The following is a 324-nucleotide window of genomic DNA, read 5'->3' on the forward strand; positions in this document are numbered from 1 at the left end:
GCCACGGTTTCCCCGCGGTAGGGGTCGGGTACGCCCACCACGGCGGCTTCCTGGACGGCTTCGTGCTGGTAGAGGACCTCTTCCACCTCGCGGGGGTAGATGTTGTAGCCGCCGGCGATGATCATGTCCTTTTTGCGGTCCACGATGTAGAAGTAGCCGTCTTGGTCCATGCGGGCCATGTCGCCGGTGTAGAGCCAGCCGTCCTTGAGGGCCCTTTGGGTTTCCTCGGGGCGGTTCCAGTAGCCCTTCATGATGTTGGGGCCTTTGACGATGAGCTCCCCCACCTCCCCCAGGGGGACCTCCTGGCCCTCCTCGTCCACCACC

At 64.5% G+C, this 324-nt stretch carries 1 protein-coding gene; it reads right to left on the reverse strand.

Annotated features, from left to right (window positions below):
* The coding region (locus L0C59_RS06315; RefSeq protein WP_243090430.1) for an AMP-binding enzyme at nt 1-324 on the reverse strand (324 nt) is incomplete at both ends.

This window comes from Thermus neutrinimicus (genome assembly GCF_022760955.1).
Taxonomy (GTDB): domain Bacteria; phylum Deinococcota; class Deinococci; order Deinococcales; family Thermaceae; genus Thermus; species Thermus neutrinimicus.